The sequence below is a fragment of the Streptomyces sp. 130 genome, assembly GCF_007096885.1.
Taxonomy (GTDB): Bacteria; Actinomycetota; Actinomycetes; order Streptomycetales; family Streptomycetaceae; genus Streptomyces.
In genome coordinates this window covers 13,092-31,423 of record NZ_VJNO01000039.1, presented here as the reverse complement: position 1 = coordinate 31,423, position 18,332 = coordinate 13,092, and the positions used below count along the sequence as shown (strand labels likewise).

The 18,332-nt window shown below is 72.6% G+C and carries 14 protein-coding genes and 1 tRNA gene; 10 read left to right on the top strand and 5 right to left on the bottom strand.

Annotated features, from left to right (window positions below; all coding sequences use genetic code 11):
- Positions 1-56: 56 nt before the first annotated feature.
- Complete coding sequence (locus tag FKN01_RS26460) at positions 57-1,340, bottom strand: MFS transporter (RefSeq protein WP_143624871.1); 1,284 nt, start codon at positions 1,338-1,340, stop codon at positions 57-59.
- A gap of 315 nt (positions 1,341-1,655) precedes the next feature.
- Positions 1,656-3,164 carry a potassium/proton antiporter gene (locus FKN01_RS26455; RefSeq protein ID WP_260697022.1) on the bottom strand — a complete coding sequence of 503 codons (1,509 nt, stop codon included), beginning with the start codon at positions 3,162-3,164 and terminating at the stop codon, positions 1,656-1,658.
- Between the two features lie 243 nt (positions 3,165-3,407).
- On the opposite strand from FKN01_RS26455, the gene FKN01_RS26450 reads away from it, so the two are divergent.
- Positions 3,408-6,164: a penicillin acylase family protein gene (locus FKN01_RS26450; RefSeq protein ID WP_143624867.1), complete on the top strand. Its 2,757-nt coding sequence runs from the start codon at positions 3,408-3,410 to the stop codon at positions 6,162-6,164.
- A gap of 24 nt (positions 6,165-6,188) precedes the next feature.
- On the opposite strand, the gene FKN01_RS26445 is transcribed toward FKN01_RS26450, so the two are convergent.
- Positions 6,189-6,773, bottom strand: coding sequence for a 5-formyltetrahydrofolate cyclo-ligase (locus tag FKN01_RS26445; RefSeq protein ID WP_143624865.1), 585 nt, complete (start codon positions 6,771-6,773; stop codon positions 6,189-6,191).
- Between the two features lie 106 nt (positions 6,774-6,879).
- Here FKN01_RS26445 and galU point away from each other — a divergent pair, with 106 nt between their 5' ends.
- The 7 genes from galU (at position 6,880) to FKN01_RS26410 (ending at position 12,314) form a co-directional block, all read left to right on the top strand.
- The gene (gene galU, locus FKN01_RS26440) at positions 6,880-7,782 is read left to right on the top strand and encodes a UTP--glucose-1-phosphate uridylyltransferase GalU (protein WP_143624862.1); all 903 of its coding nucleotides are present in this window, start codon (positions 6,880-6,882) and stop codon (positions 7,780-7,782) included.
- A gap of 4 nt (positions 7,783-7,786) precedes the next feature.
- Positions 7,787-9,097: a gephyrin-like molybdotransferase Glp gene (gene glp / locus FKN01_RS26435; protein WP_143624860.1), complete on the top strand. Its 1,311-nt coding sequence runs from the start codon at positions 7,787-7,789 to the stop codon at positions 9,095-9,097.
- Between the two features lie 120 nt (positions 9,098-9,217).
- Entirely contained in the window at positions 9,218-9,718 is a 501-nt protein-coding gene (moaC, locus tag FKN01_RS26430) for a cyclic pyranopterin monophosphate synthase MoaC (RefSeq protein WP_143624858.1), read from the top strand.
- On the top strand, positions 9,715-10,230 hold the full coding sequence (locus FKN01_RS26425) for a molybdenum cofactor biosynthesis protein B (protein ID WP_143624857.1): 516 nt from the start codon (positions 9,715-9,717) through the stop codon (positions 10,228-10,230). Before moaC ends, FKN01_RS26425 begins: the two co-directional genes overlap by 4 nt.
- A 17-nt stretch (positions 10,231-10,247) precedes the next feature.
- Positions 10,248-10,871: a GNAT family N-acetyltransferase gene (locus FKN01_RS26420; RefSeq protein ID WP_143624855.1), complete on the top strand. Its 624-nt coding sequence runs from the start codon at positions 10,248-10,250 to the stop codon at positions 10,869-10,871.
- A 156-nt stretch (positions 10,872-11,027) separates the two neighbouring features.
- Entirely contained in the window at positions 11,028-12,143 is a 1,116-nt protein-coding gene (gene glpR, locus FKN01_RS26415; RefSeq protein WP_143624853.1) for a gephyrin-like molybdotransferase receptor GlpR, read from the top strand.
- A 97-nt stretch (positions 12,144-12,240) separates the two neighbouring features.
- A tRNA-Ala gene (locus tag FKN01_RS26410) sits at positions 12,241-12,314 on the top strand.
- A 54-nt stretch (positions 12,315-12,368) separates the two neighbouring features.
- On the opposite strand, the gene FKN01_RS26405 is transcribed toward FKN01_RS26410, so the two are convergent.
- Both FKN01_RS26405 and FKN01_RS26400 read right to left on the bottom strand, forming a co-directional pair.
- Entirely contained in the window at positions 12,369-13,511 is a 1,143-nt protein-coding gene (locus FKN01_RS26405; RefSeq protein WP_260697017.1) for a PP2C family protein-serine/threonine phosphatase, read from the bottom strand.
- Positions 13,512-13,676: 165 nt separating this feature from the next.
- Positions 13,677-14,162: a GNAT family N-acetyltransferase gene (locus FKN01_RS26400; protein WP_143624849.1), complete on the bottom strand. Its 486-nt coding sequence runs from the start codon at positions 14,160-14,162 to the stop codon at positions 13,677-13,679.
- A 49-nt stretch (positions 14,163-14,211) separates the two neighbouring features.
- Between FKN01_RS26400 and FKN01_RS26395 the strand changes: the two genes are divergently transcribed.
- Together FKN01_RS26395 and FKN01_RS26390 are read left to right on the top strand one after the other, a co-directional pair.
- Positions 14,212-15,027, top strand: a complete 816-nt coding sequence (locus tag FKN01_RS26395) for an exodeoxyribonuclease III (protein WP_143624847.1) — start codon at positions 14,212-14,214, stop codon at positions 15,025-15,027.
- 214 nt (positions 15,028-15,241) lie between these two features.
- On the top strand, positions 15,242-18,280 hold the full coding sequence (locus FKN01_RS26390) for a BTAD domain-containing putative transcriptional regulator (protein WP_143624845.1): 3,039 nt from the start codon (positions 15,242-15,244) through the stop codon (positions 18,278-18,280).
- Positions 18,281-18,332 lie beyond the last annotated feature (52 nt).

Genomic DNA, 18,332 nt, shown 5'->3' with positions numbered 1-18,332 from the left:
TGGCACTCTGACTCGATGAGTGCTAACGACGCTCCATAGTGACGTATTCCGCTGGATCAGTCCACCGTGACCGGCCCGCGGTGACCGATACCACGCGCCACGGTCCGCCCCGAACCGGCCGGCAGGAGCCTGGAACGCAGCGTCAGCAGGGTGGCCAGGGCCAGCACCGTACCCACCAGCGGGACCAGGAAACCGGCGCTCGCGCCGTGTCCGTCCGCGAGCCGGCCGGCCACCGTCACCGCCGCCGCCTGGCCCAGCGCCACCGCACCCGTCAGCCAGGTGAACGCCTCGGTGCGCGCCGAGCCCGGCACCAGCGCCTCCACCAGCGTGTAGCCGCTGATCAGGGCCGGGGCGATGCAGAGCCCCACCAGCAGGCCGAGCCCGGCGAGCAGCGGCGCGGAGTGCATCGCCCACAGCCCCGACGCGGTCAGCGCCAGCGCCGTGTAGCCGACGAGCAGGCGGCGGCGGGGGCCGGACTTCCAGGCGATGGCCCCGCAGGCGATCCCGGCGAGCATGTTGCCGGCGGCGAAGATCCCGTACAGCACACCGTTGGCGCCCGGGCTGCCGATCTCCTCGGCGAACGCGGTCAGCGAGACCTGCATGCCGCCGAAGACCGAGCCGATGCCGAGGAAGGCGACCGCCAGCACGCGCACACCGGGGATGGACAGGGCGGAGGCGTGCCGTTCGGCGCCGGGCAGCGCGCGGTCGCGGACCGGCGGCTGCGTGGCGCGCCGGGCGGCGAAGAGCAGGCCGCCGACCAGGGTGAGTCCGGCCTCCGCGATCAGGCCGGCCGCCGGGTGCACGCCCGTGCAGAGCGCGGTGGCGATGACCGGGCCGATGACGAAGGTGAACTCGTCCGTCACCGACTCGAACGCGGCGGCCGTCGCCAGCAGCGGGGACGCCTCACGCCCCGGTGCCGTGCCGAGCATCGCCGCCCAGCGGGCCCGCACCATGGGGCCGATCTGCGGGACCGACGCGCCGGTCGGGACGGCCGCGGCGAACAGGGCCCACAGGGGCGCGTCCGCCAGGGCGAGCGTCACCAGGAGCGAGACGGAGGCGGCGTGGACCAGGACGCCGGGCAGCAGCACGGCCCGCTGGCCGAACCGGTCGGCGAGCTTGCCGGTCTGCGGCGCGAACAGGGCCATGGAGACCCCGGTGACGGCCGCGACGGCGCCGGCGCTGCCGTACGAGCCGGTGGTGTGCTGGACCAGCAGCACGATGCCGATGGTCAGCATCGCGAAGGGTTGCCGTGCGGCGAAGCCGGGAACGAGGAAGGTCCATGCCCCGGGGGTGCGCAGCAGCTGCCCGTATCCGGGACGTTCGGAGACCGTGGACGCCACGGTCCTTGCCTTTCCGCCGCCTGGTGGCCGTGCCCCGAGGCGGCCGGCACAGGGGTGCGGGCCCGGGCGGGGCTGCCGAGAGCTGTCCTCTTCGCGCGGAACTGCGGTAGATGCCGGGCGCTCGCGGCCGGTGTGCGGGGCACAGCCGGTGCGGAGGGCGCCACGACCGCCATACGGTCGCGCCAGCTCTGCGTCAGGCAGAGTTGGTCGATCAAATCGGTGCTTCTGGGTTTCCTTCATGCTACAGGCAGGAAGGGCGGGGGCCCTGTGATTGTGTGCGCCCCGCCCCTCGCCGCCTGTGAACGCGGTGTGCGCTCAGTGAGGTGCCTTCGCGTTGTGCTTGTGCCCCTCCTGCTCGGCGGTGCCGTGCTTGAGCCAGCCGGCCAGCTTGCCGCCCTCGGCTACCGCGCGCAGCCGTGCCTCGGCCGCGTCGCGCACCGGGTCGGTGGCCACGACGAGCAGTTCGTCGCCGCGTCTGAGGACCGTGGAGGGGGCTGGTACGAAGCTCTTGTCGTCGCGCACCACGAGGGTGACCGCGGCGCCCGCGGGCATGCGCAGCTCCCCGACCTCGACGCCGTGCATCTTCGACTTCGCGGGGATGGCCACGGACAGCAGGTGCCCGCGCAGCCGTTCCAGGGGCGCTGATTCGATGCCCAGGTCGGAGGCCTCGGACGGGTCGTCGCCGATGTCGAGCGCCTTGGCGAGCCAGGGGAGGGTCGGGCCCTGGATGAGGGTGTAGACGATGACCAGGACGAAGACGATGTTGAAGACCCGGGTGGAGCCCTCGATCCCGGACACCATGGGAATGGTCGCCAGAATGATGGGTACGGCACCGCGCAGCCCGGCCCACGACATGAGGGCCTTCTCCTGCCAGGGCAGCCGGAACGGCACCAGCGAGATGAAGACCTCCAGCGGCCGTGCCACCACGGTCAGCACCAGGCCCACGACGACGGCGGGCCAGAAGTCGTCCAGCAGGTCGTGCGGGGTGACCAGCAGACCGAGCAGGACGAACATGCCGATCTGGGCGAGCCAGCCCAGCCCGTCCGCGAAGCCCCGGGTCGCCGGCCAGTGCGGCAGCTTGGCGTTGCCGAGGATCATCGAGGCCAGGTAGACGGCGAGGAACCCGCTGCCGTGGAGCATGGCGCCGGCCGCGTACGCGGACACCGCGATGGCCATGACGGCGATCGGGTAGAGACCGGAGGCGGGGAGCGCCACATGGCGCAGCCCGTAGGAGCCGAGCCAGCCCACGGCGATGCCGACGGCGGCGCCGATGGCCAGCTCCAGGGCTATCTCGCCGATCAGGACGTACCAGCTGTCGACCTCGCCGATGGTCGAGAAGGCGACGACGAGGATGACCACGGGGGCGTCGTTGAAGCCGGACTCGGCTTCCAGGACACCGGTGACGCGGGCGGGCAGCGGGACCTTGCGCAGCACGGAGAAGACCGCCGCGGCGTCCGTCGAGGAGACGACCGCGCCGATGATGAGCGCCTGGCGCCACTCCAGGCCGACCAGATAGTGCGCGCCGGCCGCGGTCACGCCGACGCTGACGCCGACGCCGACGAGGGACAGCATCGCGGCTGCCGGAAGCGCCGGTCTGATCTCTTTCCACTTCGTGCCGAGTCCGCCCTCGGCGAGGATCACGACGAGCGCCGCGTAGCCGATGACCTGCGTCAGTTCCGCGTTGTCGAACTTGACGTCGAAGAAGCCGTCCTGGCCCAGGGCGATGCCGATGCCCAGGTACAGGAGCAGGCTGGGGAGCCCGCTGCGGGACGAGACGCGTACCGCCACGACGGCGACGAGCAGGACGAGTGAGCAGACGAGCAGGAGTTCGTTGAGCGTGTGGACAGTCAGTGGCCGGTCCTTTCCCTGCGTACGCCTGCCGGATCGTCTTCCGGCGGCCGGTACTTCGTTACCTTACCTAATCTTTAACGTTTTCTTGACGCCTTCGAGTATTCGTACGATCGCTACGCAATTCGAGCCATGCTGATACCGCGTCCGAGTGGGTGACGCGCTGCGCCTATGGTTGCTCCTGCACTCCCAGGACCGCCCTGCCCTCGAAGGACAGCGATGCCCGCCACAACAACCGCCCCTTCCGGATCATCGACCGGTACCGCCGGTGGCGGGCCGCGCAAGAAGAAGAAGGGGCGCCGCGCCCGCCTGCTCTTGATCGTCCTGGTGCTGGCGCTCGTCGCGGGCGTCGGTTACGGAACGTACTGGTCCGTGTCCACCGTGCGCGCCTCCTACCCGCAGACCAACGGGACCATCCACCTCGACGGCCTCTCCGGCAGCGTCGACGTCAAACGCGACGGCTACGGCATCCCGCAGATCTACGCGGACTCGGACGCCGACCTGTTCCGCGCCCAGGGCTTCGTACAGGCCCAGGACCGCTTCTGGGAGATGGACGTGCGCCGCCACCTGACGGCCGGCCGGCTCTCCGAGATGTTCGGCTCCGGCCAGGTCGAGACGGACTCCTTCCTGCGGACGCTGGGCTGGCGCAAGGTCGCGCAGGAGGAGTACGACACCGTCCTGTCCGACGAGACCAAGAAGAACCTCCAGGCGTACGCGGACGGCGTGAACGCCTACCTCAAGGGGCGCGACGGCAAGGACATCTCCGTCGAGTACGCCGCGCTCGGCCTCACCAACGACTACAAGCCGACGAAGTGGACCCCGGTCGACTCGGTCGCCTGGCTGAAGGCGATGGCCTGGGACCTGCGCGGCAACATGCAGGACGAGATCGACCGCTCGCTGATGACGAGCCGCCTCGACGCCGACGAGATCAAGCAGCTCTACCCCGAATACCCGTACGACAAGCACCAGCCGATCGTCACCGAGGGCGGCATCTCCCCGGTCACCGGTACGTTCGACCCGCAGGCCACGGACTCCGAGGGCAGCGGCGCCGGCACCGTGGCGGGCGCGACCCAGGGCCTGAACACGCAGCTCGGCGCCCTCTCCGACACGCTCGACGAGATCCCCGCGCTGCTCGGCCCCAACGGCACCGGCATCGGCTCGAACTCCTGGGTGGTCTCGGGGAAGTACACGACGACCGACAAGCCGCTGCTCGCCAACGACCCGCACCTCGCGCCGATGCTGCCGTCCCTCTGGTACCAGATGGGCCTTCACTGCCGGCAGGTCTCCGAAACCTGCAAGTACGACACCGCCGGCTACACCTTCTCCGGCATGCCCGGTGTGATCATCGGCCACAACCAGGACATCGCCTGGGGCTTCACCAACCTCGGCGCCGACGTCACCGACCTCTTCCTGGAGAAGGTCACCTCCGACGGCTACCTGTACGACGGCAAGACCAAGCCCTTCACCACCCGCGAGGAGACCATCAAGGTCGCGGGCGGCAAGGACCGGCACATCACGGTCCGCGAGACCAACAACGGCCCGCTGGTCTCCGACCGCAACAGCGAGCTGGAGAAGGTCGGCCAGAAGGCCCCCGTCACCAACTCCGCGCCGGACCGCGCCGACGGTTACGCCGTCGCCCTGAAGTGGACCGCGCTGGAGCCCGGACACTCCATGGACGCCGTCTTCGAGCTGAACCGCGCCAAGGACTTCCAGAGCTTCCGCAAGGCGTCCGAGCACTTCGAGGTTCCCTCGCAGAACCTCATCTACGCCGACACCAAGGGCAATATCGGCTACCAGGCCCCCGGCACGATCCCGGTCCGCAAGAAGGGCGACGGCACCACGCCCAGCCCCGGCTGGTCCTCGGCGTACGGCTGGGAGAAGGACCCGATCCCGTTCGACGAGCTGCCCTACGAGTACAACCCGAAGCGCGGCTACATCGTCACCGCCAACCAGGCGGTCATCGACGAGGACACGTACCCGTACCTGCTCACCAAGGACTGGGGCTACGGCAGCCGCAGCCAGCGGATCAACGACCTCATCCAGTCGAAGATCAAGGGCGGCGGCAAGATCTCGACCGAAGACATGCAGAAGATGCAGATGGACAACACCAGCGAGATCGCCGCGCTGCTGGTGCCCGAACTGCTGAAGATCAACATCGCCGACAAGGACGTCCGCCAGGCGCAGAAGCTGCTGGAGGGCTGGGACTACACCCAGGAGGCCGACTCGGCCGCCGCCGCGTACTTCAACGCCGTCTGGCGCAACATCCTCAAGCTCGCCTTCGGCGACAAGCTCCCCAAGGAGATGCGCGTCGAGGGCGAGTGCCTGAACGTGCCCCCGGCGAAGAACTCGGGCCCGGCCGACGAGCAGGACCGGCTGGTACGCGAGTGCGGCCAGCGCTCCCCGGACTCCGCGCAGCCCGACGGCGGCGACCGCTGGTACCAGGTCGTCGCGAACCTCATGGACAAGCCGGACAGCAAGTGGTGGAAGTCGCCCAAGAGCCGCAAGGACAAGGCGACCGAGACCCGTGACCAGCTGTTCGCCCGCGCCATGGAGGACGCCCGCTGGGAGCTGACGGCCAAGCTCGGCAAGGACATCACCACCTGGAACTGGGGCCGGCTGCACCAGCTGACCCTGAAGAACCAGACCCTGGGCACCGAAGGCCCCGGACTCCTCCAGCGGCTCCTGAACCGGGGCCCCTGGAACCTCGGCGGCGGCGAGGCCGCCGTGGACGCCACCGGCTGGAACGCGGCCGGCGGCTACGAGGTGGTCTGGGTGCCGTCGATGCGGATGGTCGTCAACGTGGGGGACTGGGACAAGTCCCGCTGGATCAACCTCACCGGCGCCTCCGGGCACGCGTTCGCCGCGCACTACACCGACCAGACCGACAAGTGGGTCAACGGTGAACTGCTGCCCTGGGCCTACGGCACGAACGCGGTGGCCGGGACGACGACGGACACGCTGACCCTGAAACCGTGAGTACCCCTCAGGGCCCCCGGTGCTTCAGCCCACGCCGAAGCGCCGGGGGCCTTCGGGTGTGACCACCGCGTCCACGGGGAAGTCGTGCGGCTCCGCCGGCACCTGTGCGGTGACCTCGTCCGCGTACAGCAGGACGATCAGCGCGGGCGTGGCACCGGCGGCCGTGAGGCGGGCCAGCACCCGGTCGTAGCTGCCGCCGCCGCGCCCCAGACGCATGCCGCGCGCGTCCACCGCGAGCCCGGGCAGCAGCACCGCGTCCGCCTCCAGGACGGCATCGGGGCCCAGCCGCCCGCCGGTGGGTTCGAGCAGCCCGCGCCCCGCCTTGGCGAGCCCCTCCGCGCCCTCGTACGGCGCCCAGTCCAGGTCGTTGTCGGCGAGGAGCACCGGCAGCAGCACCCGTACGCCCCGCGCGCGCAGCGCGTCCAGCAGTGCGCGGGTGCCCGGCTCGCGCCCCACCGAGACGTAGGCGGCGACGGTACGGGCCCCGCTCAGCTCCGGCAGGCCGAGCGCGTGGCCGGCGAGAACCGTGGCGGCCCGTTCGACGTCCTGGTCCGTCAGAAGGCGGCGCGCCGCGAGCAGATCGCGCCGCAGTACGGCCTTCGCGGACATGTCGGGGTTCAACGGGCACCCACCGGCCTCTCGGACAGGGCTATATGAGGACAAAGTTAACCGGAGCCTCATCTTCCGCCCATGTGGCCCCGTTAAGGTTCAGCGCATGACCCAGTCGAGCTCCAGGATCAGCAAGGCCGTCATCCCGGCGGCGGGCCTCGGGACCCGCTTCCTTCCGGCCACGAAGGCCACTCCCAAGGAGATGCTGCCTGTCGTCGACAAGCCTGCCATCCAGTACGTCGTCGAGGAAGCGGTGGCCGCCGGGCTGCACGACGTCCTGATGGTCACCGGCCGCAACAAGCGCCCCCTGGAGGACCACTTCGACCGGAACTACGAGCTGGAGGGCGCCCTGACCCGCAAGGGCGACGCCGACCGGCTGCGCAAGGTCCGCGAGTCCACCGACCTCGCCACCATGCACTACGTCCGCCAGGGCGACCCCCGGGGCCTGGGCCACGCCGTCCTGTGCGCCGCGCCGCACGTCGGCGACGAGCCGTTCGCGGTCCTCCTGGGCGACGACCTGATCGACCCCCGCGACCCGCTGCTGACCCGGATGACCGAGATCCAGGAGCGCGAGGGCGGCAGCGTCATCGCGCTCATGGAGGTCCCGCCCTCGATGATCCACCAGTACGGCTGCGCGGCCGTCGAGCCCACCGCCGAGGCGGACGTCGTACGCGTCACCGGGCTGGTCGAGAAGCCGGAACCGGCCGACGCGCCCAGCAACCTCGCGGTCATCGGCCGCTACGTCCTGGACCCCGCCGTGTTCGGGATACTGCGCCGGACCGAGCCCGGCCGGGGCAACGAGATCCAGCTGACCGACGCCCTCCAACTGCTCGCCGAGGACGAGAAGGCCGGCGGACCCGTGCACGGCGTCGTCTTCAAGGGCCGCCGCTACGACACCGGCGACCGCAGCGACTATCTGCGTGCCATTGTCAGACTCGCGTGCGAACGTGAAGATCTGGGACCGGAGTTCCGCAGTTGGCTCCGCCGGTACGTCACCGAGGAGATGTAACACGTTGAGCAGCACGATCTGGTCGGTGGACGAGCACCTGGAAGACATCCTCGCCGCGGTGAAGCCGCTCGAACCCATCGAGCTGCGACTGCCCGAGGCCCAGGGCTGCGTCCTGGTCGAGGACGTCGTGGTGGAGGTCGCCCTGCCGCCCTTCGACAACAGCTCGATGGACGGTTACGCGGTCCGCGTCGCCGACGTCGAGGGCGCCACGGAGGAGTTCCCCGCGGTCCTCACCGTCATCGGGGACGTCGCGGCCGGCGACGACGGCCTCGGTCCCGGCCGGCGCGTCGGTGCGGGCGAGGCCGCCCGCATCATGACCGGCGCCCCGCTCCCGGAGGGCGCCGAGGCCGTCGTCCCCGTCGAGTGGACCGACGGCGGTACGGGCGAGGGCCCCGCCGCCGCGATGCGCGCCCACAGCGACGCCCCGGAGGGCGCCGGCGGAGAGGTCCGCGTCCACCGCCCCGCCGAGGCGCGCGCCCACGTCCGGGAGCGGGGCAGCGACGTGCGCCCCGGCGACCTCGCCCTCAAGGCGGGCACGGTGATCGGACCGCCCCAGATCGGCCTGCTCGCCGCGATCGGCCGCTCCACCGTCAGGGTGCGGCCCCGCCCCCGCGTCGTCGTCCTGTCCACCGGCAGCGAACTCGTGCAGCCCGGCGGCGAGCTGACGGGCGGGCAGATCTACGACTCCAACAGCTTCGCCCTCACCGCCGCCGCCCGGGACGCCGGGGCCATCGCCTACCGCGTCGGTGCCGTCGCCGACGACGCCCAGACCCTGCGCGCCACCATCGAGGACCAGCTCATCCGCGCCGACCTCGTCGTCACCACGGGCGGCGTCAGCGTCGGCGCGTACGACGTGGTGAAGGAGGCCCTGTCCTCCGTCGGCGACGAGGACGAGCCGGGCGGCGGCGTGGACTTCCGGAAGCTCGCCATGCAGCCGGGCAAACCGCAGGGCTTCGGCTCCATCGGCCCCGACCACACCCCGCTGCTCGCCCTCCCCGGGAACCCGGTCTCCAGCTACGTCTCCTTCGAGCTCTTCGTCCGCCCCGCGATCCGCGCCCTGATGGGCCTGCCCGCCGTCGACCGCCGGACCGCGAAGGCCACCCTCGTCGCCGACAAGGCCCTGTCCTCGCCCGCCGGGAAGCGCCAGTTCCTGCGCGGGACGTACGACGCCGAGGCCGGCACCGTCACGCCCGTCGGCGGCTCCGGCTCGTATCTGATCGCCGCGCTCGCCCGGGCGGACGCCCTGATCGTGCTCCGCGAGGACGTCACCTCCGCCGAGCCCGGCTCCGACACCGAGGTGGTCCTGCTCCGCTGACCGCGCCCCGGTGGCGGTACGGTATCTGGCGCTGTGCCGTCCGGGGGACACCCCCCGGCCTCCGGCCCGCGCCCCGGTGCGGCCCGGGGAATCCGGCGCCCTACCGCTAGGCGGAGTGAGTTGAGTACGCAGAACAGGCTGACGCACATCGACGAGGCGGGCGCCGCCCGGATGGTCGACGTCTCCGGGAAGGACGTCACCGCGCGCGTCGCCACGGCCTGCGGCCGGGTCCTCGTGTCGCCGCGTGTGATCGGACTGCTCCGGGGCGAGGGGGTCCCCAAGGGCGACGCCCTCGCCACCGCGAGGATCGCCGGGATCATGGGCGCCAAGCGCACCCCGGACCTGATCCCCCTCTGCCACCCGCTGGCCGTCTCCGGGGTCGCCGTCGAGCTGAGCGTGGCCGACGACGCCGTGGAGATCACCGCCACGGTGAAGACCACCGACCGCACGGGCGTCGAGATGGAGGCCCTGACCGCGGTGTCGGTCGCCGCGCTCACCGTCGTGGACATGGTCAAGGCGGTCGACAAGGCCGCGGTCATCACGGACATCCGGGTCGAGGCGAAGTCGGGCGGCAAGTCCGGCGACTACGTACGCGTCCAGACCCCCGGGACCGGCGCGTGAGCGCCGCCGGCGCCCCGGCCCCGTACCGCGCCCTCGTCGTGACCGCGTCGAACCGCGCGTCCGCCGGGGTCTACGCGGACAAGGGCGGGCCGCTGATCGCCGAGGCGCTGACGGGGCTCGGCTTCACCGTGGACGGCCCAAAGGTCGTGCCCGACGGCGACCCGGTCGAGCGGGCGCTGCGAGGCGCGGTGGCCGCCGCGTACGACGTGGTCGTCACCACCGGCGGTACGGGCATCTCGCCCACCGACCGCACCCCGGAGGCCACCCGCCGCGTCCTGGACCACGAGGTGCCCGGCATCCCCGAGGCGATCCGGGCCGAGGGCCGCGACAAGGTGCCCACCGCCGCGCTCTCGCGCGGTCTGGCGGGCGTGGCCGGCCGCACCCTGATCGTCAACCTCCCCGGCTCGACCGGCGGGGTGCGCGACGGGCTCGCCGTCCTCGAACGGCTCCTGGTGCACGCCGTGGACCAGCTCCGCGGCGGCGACCATGCCCGACCCGGGAGCCCGAGCTGAACGTCCCGACCTGGCCGGTGATCCTGGCGGACGGCGATGTCGCCCTCCGGCCCATCAAGCTGCGCGACCAGCGCGACTGGCGCGAGGTCAACCGGCGCAACCGGGACTGGCTGCGCCCCTGGGAGGCCACGGTCCCGCCGCCCGCGCCCGGCGGACCGGTCGCCCAGCGGCCCACGTACCGCCAGATGATCCGTCATCTGCGTGCCGAGGCGAACGCGGGCCGGATGCTGCCGTTCGCCATCGAGTACCGGGGCCGGCTGGTCGGGCAGCTGACCGTCGCCGGGATCACCTGGGGCTCGATGTGCTCGGGGCACGTCGGTTACTGGGTGGACCGGGAGGTGGCCGGGCGCGGGGTGATGCCGACCGCCGTCGCGCTCGCCGTCGACCACTGCTTCCAGGTGGTGGGACTTCATCGCATCGAGGTGTGCATTCGGCCCGAGAACGGGCCGAGCCGGCGGGTCGTGGAAAAACTGGGATTCCGCGAGGAGGGGCTGCGTCCGCGTTATCTGCACATCGACGGGGCGTGGCGCGACCATCTGATCTACGCACTCACGGCGGAGGAAGTGCCGGACGGGCTGCTGCGGAGGTGGCACCGGTCGCGACCGGCTCCCCGTACGGACCAGCCGGAACCACCCGAGTAATAAAAAGTTTGTTCGAATTACTCTCGATCGGCTGATCCGAACTCCTTCGGCCGATCCGAACCCTTCACAAAAAAAGACCGCGATATCGGCCGGATCGTGCGACACACCGGGCCAATTGGCGGATGCCTCCGCGCAAACCCCTCTACGGTGTGAGATGTGAGCAGCAGCGGCCTCATCTACGCAGTCATCGTCGGGGCCTGGGCCGCCTACTTGGTGCCGATGTGGCTCCGCAGGCAGGACGAGCTGAACGAAGAGCGTCCGACGGAGCGTTTCAGCACCGCCATCCGGCTGCTGTCCGGCCGGGCGGCGATGGAGCGCCGGTATGCCAAGGGGCTCCAGGAGCGCACCGAGGACGAGGCGGCACCCGACACCGACCCGGACGCGAGCACGGACCGAATGGACCCCGTCGACGTCCGGGCCTTCGCCGCGCCCCCGGCGCACACCGAGGCCCGGATGCACGACCCGGCCGCTACGCCGGAGCGCGCCCCCCGCAACCGGCGCGGCGCCGAGCCCGCCGCCCCCCGGCGCGCGCGCCCCGGTGGCATCGACGCGGAACGCGCCCGGCGCGCGCAGCGCCTCCAGGTCCTCGCACGTCGCCGGCGCACCACCGTGATCCTCTTCCTCGCCTTCACGCTCGGCGCGATCGTCGCGGCTGTCGGCGGCCTGCGCTTCCTGTGGGCGCCCGCGGTCCCGGCGGTGCTCCTCAGCGCGTACATCGGGCACCTGAGGGCCCATGAGCGGCGCCGGTTCGCCTTCACGATGGACCAGCGGCGCGCCGAGGTGGCGGCCCAGCGGCTCCGCGAGAACCGCCCCCGCCGCCACCAGCCCGCCGCCACCGCCCCGGCCGAGGCCGACGAGGATTCCGAGCCGCGCCACCCGGTCCCCGAGCCGACGCCCACGGTCTCCCCGCAGGAGGCCGGCCGCCGCGCCCTGGTCGAGCAGACGGACCACGCGGAGTGGGTGGACCAGCAGCGCGAGCGCGGCCGGGTCCAGGGCGACAGCTGGGAGCCGGTCCCGGTGCCCCTGCCCACCTACGTCACCGCCCCGGTCGCCCCGCGCGCCACGGGCGGGGTCGAGGTCGGCGACCCGGAGACCTGGAGCGCGGCCCGCTCCAGCACCGCCGAGCCGGCCCAGCCGGACCCGGCGGCACCCCCGGCGGACCCGGCGCCGCGCCGGCGCTCCCCGCAGTCCCGCCGCTCCCGCGACCGGGGCCGCACCCCGCTCTTCGACCAGTACGAGGACGGCGACCGCCCCCGCGCGGCCAACGAGTGACCCCGCGCCGGACGGACGTGAGCCACGCCACGGCTGACCAGCGCGGAACGGATTTCCGAGCACCCCCTGGAGGGTGCTAGAGTTTCACACGTCGCAAGGGCCTGTGGCGCAGTCTGGTAGCGCACCTCGTTCGCATCGAGGGGGTCTGGGGTTCAAATCCCCACAGGTCCACTGCACACAACGAAGGCCCCGTCCGGTCGCAAGACCGGGCGGGGCCTTCGGCGTTCACGGGAGTCGTCCGGGCTCCGGGCCGGGCGGCCAGGCGAGGGCCAGGAGCGCCGCGTCGTCGTAGGTGTCGGCGCTGCTGTATTCCTGGGCGTCCTCGAGCAGCCAGGTGAGCAGGTGTTGCGGGTCGACCGGCGGGGAATGCGCGCGCTGGTAGGCCGTCAGGCGGTCGGCGAGCGGGTAGAAGGTTCCGGCGTCGTTCCGGGCCTCCGCGATGCCATCGGTGTACAGCAGGATCGTGTCGCCGGGGCGCAGCAGCGTTCCGGCCGACTGCGGGCCGTCCGCGTCGGCGGGTGCGCTCGCGAGGGCGCTGAGCCCGAGGGGGAGGCCGGTGCCGGCCGGGAGCTCCTGGGCCGCGCCGTCGCGCAGTACGAGTGAGGGCGGGTGGCCGCAGGAGTACGCCTCCGTGTGACCGTCCGGCGCGATCTGGATCAGGAGAGCGGTGACGAACGCCTCCTCGTCGCGCAGGAAGCGGTTCAGGCCGGTGTCGAGCCGTCCGGCCAGGCGGCCCAGGGTGGCTTCCTCGTACGCCGCCTCGTGGAACGAGCCGAGGACCGTCGCCGCGGTGGACACGGCATCGAGCCCCTTCCCGCGTACGTCCCCGATGAGCGCGCGGACACCGAACCGGGTGTCCACCACCGCGTAGAGGTCGCCCCCGATGCGCGCGTACTGCTCGGCGGCCAGATAGCTCGCGGCCGTACGGAAGGGGCCCAGCGTCTCGGGCGGCGGGCGCAGCACCGCCCGCTGCGCGGTCTCGGCGACGGACACCACCTTCCGCAGCCGCGTCGTCTCCCGTTCCACGTGGCGCACCACGAAGCAGCTCAGGGCGGCGATGACGCAGATCACCACGGTGGTGCCGATCGCGGAGCCGATCCGGTGCGGTTCGGTCGGCAGGAGCAGCCAGCGGATGCCCACCGCCACCGCCGCCGAGCCGATGATCACCGGCGGCCCGAACCCGAACGAGATGACGGCCGGGACGGCGACCAGCACCGAGGCGATGTGCGAGGAGGGCGGGGTGCTCAGCTGCAGCACCGCCACCAGGGTGCACAGGAGGAGGGCGGTGCCCAGCACCGCCGCCCTGGGGCGCCGGCCCGACGCCGCCGGTTCCCCGTCCTGCCCGTCACGGTCGCTCCCTTCACGCAAGCTCCCGTCACGACGCCCGGCACGCATCCCGCGGCGCCTCCCTTCTTCGGCCCGAACCGTGTCCGCTTCCCGCGCGGGCACGTGAGCAGGCGCGGGAAGCGCACGGACACAGCCATTGTTGGACAGCCCCGGGCATCCCGCGCGCGGACGCGGAAGGGGTCGCTCTCACCGCTCCCTGAGCGGCTTCGCGAAGCAGCGGCTGCTGTCGTACGTGCGGTAGTGGCCGAACTTCTCGCACGGGGTGTAGCCGCTGGAGAGGTACAGGGCGATGGCCTCCGGCTGGCGGTCGCCGGTCTCCAGGACCATGCGGGTGCGGCCCGCGGCACGGGCGTCCGCCTCCAGGGCGGCCAGGATGCGGCGGGCCAGACCCTGGCCGCGGCCCTCCGGTATGACGTACATCCGCTTCAGCTCGGCGTCGCCGTCCGAGTAGCCCTCGTCGTTGCGCTCCTGGGAGCGCCAGCCGCCCGTGGCGACGGGCTGGTCCGACGCGTCGTACGCGATCAGGTACAGGCCGTGAGGCGGGTCGAACATCGTGGCGTCCAGCGGTGTGACATCGCCCCCATCGCCGTAGCGCTCGGCGTATTCGAGCTGCACGCGGTCGTTGAGTTTGACGGCATCGGGGTGGTCGAAGGCCCGGACGTGGATATTCATGCGAAGCATCGTACATGTATGCGAGTTCATTGACCGGTATCGTGCCGGAATGCTCACCGTGACCTCCGTGAATGTAAACGGACTCCGCGCCGCCGCCAAGAAGGGCTTCGTCGAGTGGCTGGCGCAGACCGACGCCGACGTGATCTGCCTCCAGGAGGTGCGGGCCGAGCCCGAGCAGCTGCCCGCGGAGGTGCGTGCCCCCGAGGGCTGGCACACCGTCCACGCGCCGGCCGCCGCCAAGGGCCGGGCCGGGGTCTCCCTCTACTCGCGGCGCGCCCCCGAGCGCGTACAGATCGGTTTCGGCGGGTACGGGCACGCCGGGTGCGAGGAGTTCGACACGAGCGGGCGGTACGTCGAGATCGACCTGCCCGGCGTCACGGTCGCGAGCCTCTACCTGCCCTCCGGGGAGGTCGGCACCGAGCGGCAGGACGAGAAGGAGCGCTTCATGGCCGCCTTCCTGCCCTACCTCGTCGGACTGAAGGCGCGCGCCGCCGCCGAGGGCCGCGAGGTCGTCGTCTGCGGCGACTGGAACATCGCGCACCAGGAGGCCGACCTCAAGAACTGGCGCGCCAACCGCAAGAGCTCCGGCTTCCTGCCCGAGGAGCGCGCGTGGCTGACCCGGGTCTTCGAGGAGGCGGCGTACGTCGACGTCGTGCGCGCCCTGCACCCGGACGTCGAGGGGCCGTACTCGTGGTGGTCGTACCGGGGGCGCGCGTTCGACAACGACACCGGCTGGCGCATCGACTACCAGGTCGCGACCCCCGGCCTCGCCGGCCGCGCGGTGAAGGCGTGGGTCGAGCGGGCGGCGAGCCACGGCGAGCGGTGGAGCGACCACGCGCCGGTGACCGTCGTCTTCGACCTGTAGCGAGCGGCTGCGGACAGCCCCGGGCGAGGGTGGCGGCGCCCCCTCTTCGGAGGCTGGGGCGCGGTCGCGCTAGGTTGGTTGGCCCGGCGTCGGGCCACCTGCCGCGGCCTGCGGCGCGACGCCGCGGGGCCGGCAGTGCCGGGCCCGTGTTCCGGCCCGGCGGCGCCGATGGGCATGCCGTGCCTGCCGCACATCTACGGACGGGTGACAGCGCTTGGAATTCCAGCTCCTGGGCCCCGTCGGGGTGTCGCACGACGGAGCCCAGATATCCCTCGGCTCCCCGAAGCAGCGATGCGTCCTTGCCGCGTTCCTGCTGGCCCCGGGGGTCGCGCTCTCCACCGAGCATCTGATCCAGTGCGTATGGGGCGACTCCCCGCCCCCCACCGCGCGAGGCACGCTCCAGAGCTACCTGACACGTCTGCGGGGCGCCCTGCCCGCGCGGGGCGACGACACGGCGGCGATAGAGCGCCGGGCCGGCGGCTACCTGCTCACCGCCTCCGCCGCCGACATCGACCTCCACCGCTTCCGGAGCCTGACCGCACAGGCCCGGGACGCCGACGGCGATGCCGAGGCGGGACGCATTCTGGACGAGGCGCTCGGCCTGTGGCACGGTGACCCGCTCTCCGGCATCGCCGGCGACTGGGCCGAGAGCGTACGCGCTCGCCTGGAGCAGGAACGGCTGGCCGCGCTGCTCGACCGTGTCGACCACCGTCTCGCCGCGGGCGGGCCGGCCGGTCTCACCGAGCAGGTGCGGGGCCTCGCCGCCGAACATCCGTGGGACGAGCGGATCGCCGCCCAGCTCATGACCGTGCTGTTCCGGTCCGGCAGGCAGGCGGAGGCGCTCGCTCACTACGAAGCGTTCCGGCGGAGCCTGGCGCGGGAGTTCGGCGTCGACCCGGGCGCCGCCCTGCGGCGCCTGCACGAGGCGATCCTGCGCGACGCCCCGGAGCTGGGCGGGCCACCCGCCCGGCCCCGGAAGCCACCGGAGGGCACGCCGGACGGCGTACGGGGCGACTGGACCGTGCAGTGCCAACTCCCCTTCGCGTTGCCGGGGTTCGTCGGGCGGTACGGCGCGATACGGGAACTGGAGGCTCTGTGCACGGCGGCGGCGCGGGGGGAGACCACCGCACCCGTCGTGATCACCGGCACGCCCGGTGTCGGCAAGACGGCGCTGGCGGTGCACCTCGGACACCGGCTGCGGGCGGCCTTCCCGGACGGGCAGTGGTACGTGCGGCTGCTGGGCGCGGGCGACCGCCCCCGCGATCCGTCCGAGGTCCTGGCGGCCCTGTTGCAGGCCTCCGGTCTGGACGCGGCCACCATCCCGGAGCCGCTGGAGGACCGGGCCGCGGTCTTCCGGGGCCGGCTCACCGGCCGGCGGGTGCTCATGGTGCTCGACGACGCGGCGGACGCCGAGCAGGTCAGGCCGCTGCTGCCGGGCACCGCGGGGGTGGCCGTGCTGGTGACCAGCCGTTTCGAGCTGCGCGGTCTCGGCGTCAGCCATGCCGCGCACGCCGTCCGGCTCCAGGTGCTGGACCCGGACGAGGCGCACACCCTGCTGTCCGGCGTGCTCGGCGAGGGCCGGGTGGCCGCGGAGCCGGAGGCGTCCCGACGGCTGGCCGAGCAGTGCGCGCGGCTTCCGCTGGCCCTGCGGATCGCCGCCGCCAATCTCGCGGCCCGGCCGGGGCGGTCGCTGGAGTCCTACGCCACCGACCTGGACAGCGACGGGCGCCTGGCGAAGCTGTCCATCGCCGGTGACCGCCGGGCCGCGGTCCGTACCGCCTTCGACGACTCCCTCGCGTTCCTGGACCCCTCCGCGGTCCGGCTGTTCGCCCTGCTCGGCCTGCACCCGGGACCGGATTTCGGCGCGGAGGCCGCCGCGGCTCTGCTGGGGGCCGAACCGGCCGTGGCCGAGGAGCTCCTCGACGTACTGGCCGACGCGAGCCTGCTGCAGCGCAGCGCGGCCGACCGCTTCCTCTTCCACGACCTGCTGCGGCTCTACGCGGCGGAGCACGCCACGGCGCAGCCCGGGCACGAGGAGGCGTGGCAGCGGCTGTGCGACTGGTATCTCGCCACCGCCGAGGCCGCCACCGCCTTCGAGTACACGGGCGTCGCGCAGCTGCCCCGGGAGCGCGCCGCCTCCGGACGGTTCACCGACCGGAAGCAGGCCCTGGGGTGGCTCGACCAGGAACTCTCGAACCTGGTCGCCGTGGTCGGGGCAGCCGCCGAGAGGGGCCCGCGTCACATCGCCTGGCAGCTCGCCGACCAGTTGCGCATGTACGTGTACTACCGGCACCACCGGGTCGAATGGAAGGCGATGGCCACCGCCGGGCTGCGCGCCGCCGAGGCTGCGGGCGACCCCCTCGCGCGGGCGGCCATGCTCCAGAGCCTCGGTGTGCTGGGCCACCACACCGAGGACCGGGGAAGCAATCTGGACCACTTCCTCGGCGCCCTGGAGGGGTACCGGAGCGCCGGATTCGTCCCCGGCCAGGCGAGTGTCATGTCCAACCTGGCCGTCTACTACGGGCGTCGCGGGCGGATGCGTCAGGCGGGCGAATGGCAGGAACGCGGCGTGGAGCTGCTCCGCGGCCTCGACCGTCCGGTGCTGCTCGGCATCGCCCTCAACGTCGTGGCCCTGATCCACTCCTACCTCGGCGAGTGGGAGCGGGCCGTCGAGCGCGCGAGTGCGGCCATCGAGCTCTCCCTGCGGCACGGGCAGCCGATGGGGACCATCAGCCCGCTGGTCAACCGGGCCATAGCCCATCACGGCCGGGGGGACCACGAGGCGGCGCTGGCCGACGCGACCCGGGCGCTGCGGCTGTCCCAGGAGCACCGCAAGCGCCGCAACGAGGCGGACGCCCAGGAGATTCTCGCGCGCATCCACCGGGACGCCGGCCGCCTCGACCTGGCCCGCCCGCAGGCCGAGAAGGCGCTGGCCTTCGCCCGTGAGGCGGGGGACCCCACCGCGCTGAGCGACTGCCTGATCAATCTCGGCGAAGTGGCGCGCCTCGGCGGAGAGTTGCCGCAGGCGGCGGCGTACCTGGAGGAAGCGCTGGAGATCACCAGCCGCTCGGGCTTCCGGCACCAGGAGGCGGACGCCCGTACCGGCCTCGCCCGGGTGCGGTACGCGGAGGGGGACGCCGGGGCCGCCGCGGAGCTGGCGGAAGCCGCCCTGGCTGCCGCCGAGGAGCTGGGTCTGCGACCGGTGGCGGACCGCGCCCGGACCGTCCTGGCCGCTGCCCGAGGGCCGGAGTGAAGCGCGGACCCCCGTGCCCCGCCTCACCCCGGCCCTCGCTTCACCGCCTCAT

What these genes read in the sequence shown, in the direction of transcription:
- FKN01_RS26450 (WP_143624867.1), top strand. Translation starts at nt 3,408, where the DNA reads ATGCCCGCCACAACAACCGCCCCTTCCGGATCATCGACCGGTACCGCC.
- FKN01_RS26445 (WP_143624865.1), bottom strand. Translation starts at nt 6,773, where the DNA reads ATGTCCGCGAAGGCCGTACTGCGGCGCGATCTGCTCGCGGCGCGCCGC.
- galU (WP_143624862.1), top strand. Translation starts at nt 6,880, where the DNA reads ATGACCCAGTCGAGCTCCAGGATCAGCAAGGCCGTCATCCCGGCGGCG.
- FKN01_RS26400 (WP_143624849.1), bottom strand. Translation starts at nt 14,162, where the DNA reads ATGAATATCCACGTCCGGGCCTTCGACCACCCCGATGCCGTCAAACTC.
- FKN01_RS26395 (WP_143624847.1), top strand. Translation starts at nt 14,212, where the DNA reads ATGCTCACCGTGACCTCCGTGAATGTAAACGGACTCCGCGCCGCCGCC.